General features: G+C 67.2%; 11 protein-coding genes. 6 read left to right on the forward strand and 5 right to left on the reverse strand.

Features of this window, described 5'->3' with window-relative positions:
- Window positions 1–81: 81 nt before the first annotated feature.
- On the forward strand, window positions 82–750 hold the full coding sequence (locus A8G08_RS04025) for a hypothetical protein (RefSeq protein WP_222844234.1): 669 nt from the start codon (window positions 82–84) through the stop codon (window positions 748–750).
- Here the strand turns inward: A8G08_RS04025 and rsgA are convergent.
- The 3 genes from rsgA to A8G08_RS04040 form a co-directional block, all read right to left on the reverse strand.
- On the reverse strand, window positions 711–1,748 hold the full coding sequence (rsgA, locus tag A8G08_RS04030; protein WP_084435933.1) for a ribosome small subunit-dependent GTPase A: 1,038 nt from the start codon (window positions 1,746–1,748) through the stop codon (window positions 711–713). The genes A8G08_RS04025 and rsgA overlap by 40 nt on opposite strands.
- Entirely contained in the window at window positions 1,703–2,992 is a 1,290-nt protein-coding gene (gene aroA / locus A8G08_RS04035; protein ID WP_068270460.1) for a 3-phosphoshikimate 1-carboxyvinyltransferase, read from the reverse strand. The genes rsgA and aroA overlap by 46 nt, the downstream gene beginning before the upstream one ends.
- Before the next feature lie 120 nt (window positions 2,993–3,112).
- The gene (locus A8G08_RS04040; protein ID WP_068270463.1) at window positions 3,113–3,535 is read right to left on the reverse strand and encodes a hypothetical protein; all 423 of its coding nucleotides are present in this window, start codon (window positions 3,533–3,535) and stop codon (window positions 3,113–3,115) included.
- Window positions 3,536–3,584: 49 nt separating this feature from the next.
- On the opposite strand from A8G08_RS04040, the gene A8G08_RS04045 reads away from it, so the two are divergent.
- Window positions 3,585–4,379 (forward strand): SOS response-associated peptidase, encoded by a 795-nt coding sequence (locus A8G08_RS04045; RefSeq protein ID WP_068270466.1) that lies wholly within the window; start codon window positions 3,585–3,587, stop codon window positions 4,377–4,379.
- On the opposite strand, the gene ybaK is transcribed toward A8G08_RS04045, so the two are convergent.
- The gene (gene ybaK, locus A8G08_RS04050) at window positions 4,366–4,860 is read right to left on the reverse strand and encodes a Cys-tRNA(Pro) deacylase (RefSeq protein ID WP_068270487.1); all 495 of its coding nucleotides are present in this window, start codon (window positions 4,858–4,860) and stop codon (window positions 4,366–4,368) included. The genes A8G08_RS04045 and ybaK overlap by 14 nt on opposite strands.
- Before the next feature lie 169 nt (window positions 4,861–5,029).
- On the opposite strand from ybaK, the gene A8G08_RS04055 reads away from it, so the two are divergent.
- Window positions 5,030–5,689 (forward strand): sigma-70 family RNA polymerase sigma factor, encoded by a 660-nt coding sequence (locus tag A8G08_RS04055; RefSeq protein WP_068270489.1) that lies wholly within the window; start codon window positions 5,030–5,032, stop codon window positions 5,687–5,689.
- Window positions 5,686–5,964: a mycothiol system anti-sigma-R factor gene (gene rsrA, locus A8G08_RS04060; protein ID WP_068270471.1), complete on the forward strand. Its 279-nt coding sequence runs from the start codon at window positions 5,686–5,688 to the stop codon at window positions 5,962–5,964. The genes A8G08_RS04055 and rsrA overlap by 4 nt, the downstream gene beginning before the upstream one ends.
- Before the next feature lie 111 nt (window positions 5,965–6,075).
- Here the strand turns inward: rsrA and A8G08_RS28405 are convergent, their stop codons facing one another.
- Window positions 6,076–6,150 carry a 50S ribosomal protein bL37 gene (locus A8G08_RS28405; RefSeq protein WP_115967926.1) on the reverse strand — a complete coding sequence of 25 codons (75 nt, stop codon included), beginning with the start codon at window positions 6,148–6,150 and terminating at the stop codon, window positions 6,076–6,078.
- Between the two features lie 80 nt (window positions 6,151–6,230).
- Between A8G08_RS28405 and A8G08_RS04065 the strand changes: the two genes are divergently transcribed.
- Window positions 6,231–6,446, forward strand: coding sequence for a biotin/lipoyl-binding carrier protein (locus A8G08_RS04065; RefSeq protein WP_068270474.1), 216 nt, complete (start codon window positions 6,231–6,233; stop codon window positions 6,444–6,446).
- Between the two features lie 56 nt (window positions 6,447–6,502).
- Window positions 6,503–7,112: histidine kinase N-terminal domain-containing protein (locus tag A8G08_RS04070; RefSeq protein WP_169823257.1), on the forward strand; the 610-nt coding region annotated here is incomplete at its 3' end.

The raw sequence follows: 7,112 nt of genomic DNA on the forward strand, positions 1-7,112 counted from the left end.
TTCGCTCGGGGCGATGTCAGGGTCGGATTCGGGGTTCGGCCCTGATGTGTGTGCGGCACGCGGGCGCGCACACTGGATCGCGTGACGATCGGTGGTGTCCAACGGTTCACCGGCGCAGTCGGAGTCGCTGCGGGCGCGGTGATGCTCACGCAGACCCCGCTCTACTTCGTCTACTCGGGCGCGCCGCCGGACTGGAACGTTCTCATCCGAGTCTTGTTGAGCCTCATCGGGATTACGCTATTGGTGCCGTTCCTCGCCGGGTTGCGACGACTTTTCGTGGCCGCGGATCCCGGCCTCGAATGGGTGGCGACGATGATGTTCGGCGCGGGCATGCTGTACCTCGCGGTGAGCATGGTCGCGCAGTCGATGGAGGCCGGCGCGGTGATCGCCGCGGTGGATCCGATCGACCCGACGACCACCGGCGCGCTGGCGCCGGGCCAGTGGCTGCTTTACGGCACCACCGCGCGGCTGATGTCCGCATTGTTCCTGTTTGCCGCGGCGTATCTCGTCGCCAGGACCGATGTGCTGCCCGACTGGATTGGCCGCTGTGCCACCGCGCTTGCCGTGATCAACCTGTTGTTCGTGCCTTCGATGTTCTTCGGCTCCGACGCCGCCGACTTCTACAGCGCGGAGGGTTGGGGCACCACCGCCTTGGTCGGCAGCCTCTTCCTCGTATGGATCCTCGCAACCGGTGTCGCGTTGCTGCGCGCCTACCAGGATTCGTTGGCGCGCACCGCTTCCAGCAGTTGACGCACCGCCTCGACGCGGCGGGCGGATTTGCCTTCCAAGGTGTCGAGCGCACATTCGGGATCCGCGGGCGGACCGAGATGCGTGCAGCCCCGGGGGCAGTCCTCGATCTTCTCGGCCAGATCGGCGAACGCGGCGACCACGTCGTCGGGGGTCGTGTGTGCCAGGCCGAATGACCGGATGCCCGGCGTGTCCACCACCCAGCCAGCCGAGTCCGGTAGCGGCAGTGCGATCGACTGGGTCGACGTGTGCCTTCCCTTGCCCACGCCCGATACGACTCCGACCGCGCGATATGCATCGGGCACAAGACGATTCACCAATGTGGACTTGCCAACGCCGGAGTGCCCGATGAGTGCGCTGACCTTGCCGGCCAGTGTGTCTTGTATCTCGTCGATCGGTTCGGTCGCGCCGGCGAGCACGATCGGCAGCTCGAGATCGGCAAAGGCGCTTGCGAACTCGTGGTGCTGAGCGAGGTCGCTCTTTGTGAGGCACAGAATCGGCTGCAGCCCACCGACATAGGCCGCAACTATCGCGCGCTCCACGAAACCCGTGCGCGGCGGCGGATCCGCTAGCGCGACCACGATCAGGAGCTGCTCGGCATTGGCAACCACGATCCGCTCGTAAGGATCGGTGTCATCGGCGGTCCGCCGCAACACTGTTCGCCGATCCGTGACCCGAACGATGCGTGCCAGCGTGTCCGGCTTGCCGGAGAGATCGCCGACGACGTCGACCTCGTCGCCGACGACGATCGGCGTGCGGCCGAGTTCGCGGGCACGCATAGCGACAACCAGTTGGTTCGGGTCGCCGCCGAGCACGCAACCCCAGCGGCCGCGATCGACCGACACCACCATCGCCGCCTCGGCGTCCTCGTGCAGGGGCCGGATCTTGGTGCGGGGCCGGGAACTCCGCCGTCCGGGCCGTACCCGGACGTCCGACTCGTCGTATTGCCGCGGACTCAGGCGACGTCTCCGGCCGTGCGCCCGGCAATCATGTCGTCCCACAGGCCGACAAATCCGGGCAGGGTCTTTGCGGTGGTCTCCACGTTCTCCACCTCGATGCCGGGCACCCGCAGGCCGAGAATCGCTCCTGCCGTGGCCATTCGGTGATCGGCGTAGGAGTGCCAGACGCCGCCGCGCAGCGGCACGGGCGTGATCGCGAGGCCGTCATCGGTCTCGGTGGCGTCCCCGCCGAGGGCGTTGATCTCGGCGGTCAGCGCCGCGAGGCGGTCCGTCTCGTGACCGCGCAGATGGGCGATACCACGCAGGCGCGAGGGTGACTCGGCGAGTGCGGCCAGTGCAGCCACGGTCGGCGTCAGCTCACCGACGTCGCGCAGGTCGATATCGAGCCCGCTCAGGCGCTCCGGCCCGGTGACGGTGAGCGCGTCGCCGTCGAATTCGGCGTGCGCGCCCATGCGGGTGAGGATTTCGCGAATGAAATCGCCGGGCTGCGTGGTGCTGCGCGGCCACAGCGGAACCGAGACCGTACCCCCGGTGACGGCGGCCGCGGCGAGGAACGGTGTCGCGTTGGACAGGTCCGGTTCGATGACCCAGTCGACCGAGCGGATCGGGTCCGGCGGCACGGTCCAGCGGTTCGGTTCGCTGGCGTCCACCTCGATACCGGCCATGCGCAGCATGTCGATCGTCATCTCGATATGCGGCATCGACGGCAGTGATCCGCCGCTGTGCCGCACCGTCACACCCTGCTCGAAGCGTGCCGCGGTGAGCAGCAGTCCGGAGACGAACTGCGAGGAGCCCGAGGCGTCGATGGTGACCTCGCCGCCGGGCAGTTTGCCGGCGCCACGCACCAGGAAGGGCAGGGTGTCGCCCTCGATGTCCGCGCCGAGACCGCGGAGTCCGTCGAGGATCGTGCCGAGCGGGCGGCTGCGCGCCTGCTCATCGCCGTCGAAGTGCACCTCGCCGGACGCGAGCCCCGCGACCGGCGGCAGGAAGCGCATCACGGTGCCGGCAAGCCCGCAGTCGATCGTCGCGGCATGCAGAGGTCCGGGAACGACGTCCAGCGTGGTGATGTCGGCGGCTTCGGTGATGCGGACGCCGAGCGCGCGCAGCGCGTCGATCATCAGGTCGGTGTCGCGGCTGCGCAGCGCGCCCGTCAACGTCGACGGTCCGTCGGCCAATGCGGCGAGAACAAGCGCGCGGTTGGTGATCGACTTGGAGCCGGGCAGCCGCACGACCGCGCGGATCGGCTTCTCGGGCTGGGGCGCGGACCACGAATTCACGTGTCTCATCTTCGCCTATCGGGGCATGTGTGCGCCGCCACCCCGCGGTCCGAACCGCAGTGATCACGAGCATATGGTCGCCGACACGCCGTCCAGCGCGGCCATTTGCTCGTGATCACCGCAGCTGGCTCAGAACTGTTCGACCACGAATCCGACGAGTAGGACCGCGAACCCGCCGATCTCGCCGACGATGAGCGCGAGCATTCCTGCGTGCATCGAGCCCGTCGGGTGGCGGAACTGGTTGTCGGTGTCCTCGCGCAGGCCGTGCATCACGTACGTCGCGATCGCGATCACGAAGAAGGCCACGACGACGCCGGCCGCGATGAGGTTCACCGCGGTTGCCCAGGCGCTCAGCTCGACGAATACCGCGAGCAGCAGCGTCGCGAACGAGTACAGCAGCGCCGCCCGGTGCGCGATGTCCACGTACGGATGCGCCAGACCGGTCTCCGACGCCGACATGCGCCGGTACTTCCACACGCCGAGCACCAGCGCCCAGAGAAAGATCAGGCCGGCGGCGAGCACGGTGAGACGGGTATCCAAGCCGAGTTCCACGCTTGGAGTGTGCCAGTCTCCTGTCGGCGGTCCGTGCCAGCATGGAGTTATGTGCGGCAGATACGCCACGACCGTGGACCCGAGCCTGCTTGCCGTCGAACTCGACGCGCTCGACGAGACCGACGCCAAGGAGGAGTTGCTTCCGCAGGAGGCCGGGCCGAACTACAACGTCGCGCCGACGAACAAGGTGCTCACCGTCGTGTCCCGGCACGACCGGGACCACAAGGACGACGAGCCGCAACGCAGGATCAGGCGGATGCGCTGGGGACTCGTTCCGCACTGGACCAAACCGGATGCGCCTGGCGTCCCGGCCAAGGGCAAGCCGCTTTTCAATGCCCGCGCGGACAAGGCGGCCACCACGCCGTCGTTCCGCGATGCACTGAAGTACAAGCGCTGCCTGGTCCCGATGGACGGCTGGTACGAGTGGCTCACCGAGCCGGGCGCGGGCGGCAAGGCCGTCAAGACCCCGTTCTTCATGACGCCGAAGGATGGATCGCGCATCTACATGGCCGGCTTGTGGTCGGTGTGGCGTGATCCGCACGCCGACAACGTGTCACCACTGTTGAGCTGCACGATCCTCACCACTGACGCGATCGGGGACCTCGCCCGGATTCACGACCGGATGCCGCTGATCATGCCGCAGGGCAATTGGGACAGCTGGCTCGATCCGGACCATCCCGCACCTGCCGGACTGCTCGAGTCGCCGGACGAGGACATCGTGGCTCAGCTCGAATTACGGCAGGTATCGGAGCGGGTGAACAGCGTCCGGAACAACGCACCGGACCTGGTGGATCGGGTCCAACCCGGGCAGATCGACGTGGGGGAGCAGATCAGCCTGCTGTAATCGGGGCGGTCACCGCATCGGTGAGCCGCACCAGATCCGCCGGGGCGAGGCCGATCTCGAGGCCGCGCCGCCCCGCGCTGCAGAACACGCGTTCCCAGTCGAGCGCCGACGAGTCGATGACGGTGGCGAGTTTGCGGCGCTGCCCGAGCGGCGAGATGCCGCCGGTGACGTAACCGGAGGACCGCTGCGCCTTCGCCGGATCGGCCATCACCGCTTTCGGTGCCCCCAGCGCGGCAGCGGCGGCTTTGAGTGACAGTTTCGCGGGCACCGGCAGCACCGCCACGGCCAAGGTGCCGCTGGAAAGCTCGACGACCAGCGTCTTGAATACCTGCCCGGCCTCGACCCCGAGGTCCGCGGCAAGCGCGTCCACGGCCTCGGTGCCGTACGAGTCGGACCGCGGATCGTGCTGGTAGCGGTGCACAAGGTGGGCGATCTTCGCCTGTTCGAGCAGCGTCGTCGCAGGTGTCGCCCCGGTCGCCATGTCGGCCACCGTACGCACGCGTGGGAACAGCAACCATGCCCGGCGTGTTGGACAGGACGAATGTCGGGCACACACACGATGGGAGGAGTCGCCGGTGGCTGTCACAACAGTCGAGCGCTCGGAGGTCGGGACAGCGGTAGATTGGGTCTTTCCGGCGACCGAAGGGACGATAGTGCGCGGCGACGAAGGCCCGAGCGAGCGAAGCACTCCCGAAACCGACGCTGAACTTGCAGAGCGGTTCGAGCGGGACGCGCTCCCGCTGCTGGATCAGCTCTACGGTGCCGCGCTGCGGATGACCCGCAACCCTGCCGACGCCGAGGACCTGGTCCAGGAGACCTTCGTCAAGGCGTTCTCCGCGTTCAAGTCGTTCCGCGAGGGCACGAACCTGCGCGCCTGGTTGTACCGGATCCTCACGAACACCTACATCAACTCCTACCGCAAGAAGCAGCGTCAGCCGGCGCAGTACCCGACCGACGAGATCACCGATTGGCAGCTCGCCGCGACTGCCGAGCACACCTCGCAGGGCCTACGGTCCGCCGAGGTGGAAGCGCTCGACGCGCTGCCGGACGACGACATCAAGGCCGCGCTGCAGGAGTTGCCCGAAGAGTTCCGCATGGCGGTGTACTACGCCGACGTCGAGGGCTTTCCGTACAAGGAAATTGCCGAGATCATGGGGACACCGATCGGCACGGTCATGTCGCGGTTGCACCGCGGCCGGAAGCAGTTGCGTGGCCTGCTGGCCGACGTGGCGCGCGAACGCGGCTTCAACCGCGCAGGCAGTACAGGCAACGGTGCGCAAGACACCGAGCAGCAGGAGGTTTCTCGGTGAACCCGCGGGACGAATACGAACTCGACTGCTCCGCAGTCATTGCCGATGTATGGCTGATGCTCGACGGCGAATGTGACACGACCACCCGCGAGCGGTTGCAGCATCATCTCGACACGTGCGGCTCGTGCCTCGAGGCGTACGGCATCGAGGAGAAGGTCAAGAGTCTGCTCAGCCGCAAGTGCGGTGGCGAGCGGGCGCCCGACACGCTGCGCGATCGGCTCAAGATCGAGATCCGCCGGACCGTCGTGATTCAGCAGCTCGATGGTGACGTCTAGCGCGAGCCGCGCGTGAGGTCGCAGACCCCGAGACACGACGAAGGCCTGGAAGCCGATGCTTCCAGGCCTTTCTCGTCGCTGGACCGCCTATCGGCGGTCGGTGACGTCAGCTCAGCTGTTTGGACGCTTGCCGTGGTTGGCCTTGTTGCCCTTGCGGCTGCGCTTCTTACGACCACGCTTACCCATGGTGATCTCCCTTCTGTTGGCGCCCATTCTTTCACGTGTGGTTGGCTGTAATTCCATTGGCTGCTTCAGCGGAGGTACGTATGGCCGAGGATGTGCGCGCCGAGATGGTCTCGACCGTCTTTCAGATCGTCGTTGCGGAGGGGGACGAGGTGAAAGAGGGCGACACACTGGTGATTCTCGAATCCATGAAGATGGAGATCCCGGTGGTGGCCGAGTCGGATGGCACAGTCGCATCTATCGGTGTGAAGCCCGGCGATGTGATTCAGCAGGGCGACCTGATCGCCGTAATCAGCTGACCGGGCAACGAGTGGGCGCAACCTCCACAGCACCGACGATCGCGCAGGGATGAGTCATGTCGACGCTGAGTGAGCTGCTGGCCGAGCACACCGACCTGCCGGGCACCGCGGTCGATCATCTGCAGCGCATCGTCGGTGACTGGCAGTTGCTCGCCGACCTATCGTTCGCGGATCTGCTGCTGTGGGTGGGTACTGGTCCGGTGCGTGACGGCGGCGAGGTGGTATGTGTCGCGCAGTGCCGGCCAACCACCGCGCCGACGGTGATCGACCAGGACCACGTCGGCACGCTTGCGTCGGAAAGCGAGCACCCGCAGGTGATCCGCGCGTTGATCGACCGCGAGGTGACCAGCGCGGTGCCCCCCGATGCGGGTGATGGCGATTCCGCGCCGATGCGCGAGGCGATTCCGGTCCGCTGCGGCGACGACGTGATCGCGGTGCTGAGCCGCGACACCGATGTGTCGCGGTCGCGGGCGCGTAGCACGCTGGAGCTTGCCTACCTTGCCTGTGCCGACGACCTGTGCCAGATGATCAGCGACGGGACTTATCCCACCGTCGAGGACCGGCCCGCCACCCACTCGAGCCCGCGCGCGGGCGATGGCTTCATCCGCCTGGATGAGGAGGGCCGCGTGGTCTACGCGAGCCCCAACGCGCAGTCCGCGTACCACC

The sequence above is a fragment of the Aldersonia kunmingensis genome, from assembly GCF_001646865.1.
GTDB classification, from domain to species: Bacteria; Actinomycetota; Actinomycetes; order Mycobacteriales; family Mycobacteriaceae; genus Aldersonia; species Aldersonia kunmingensis.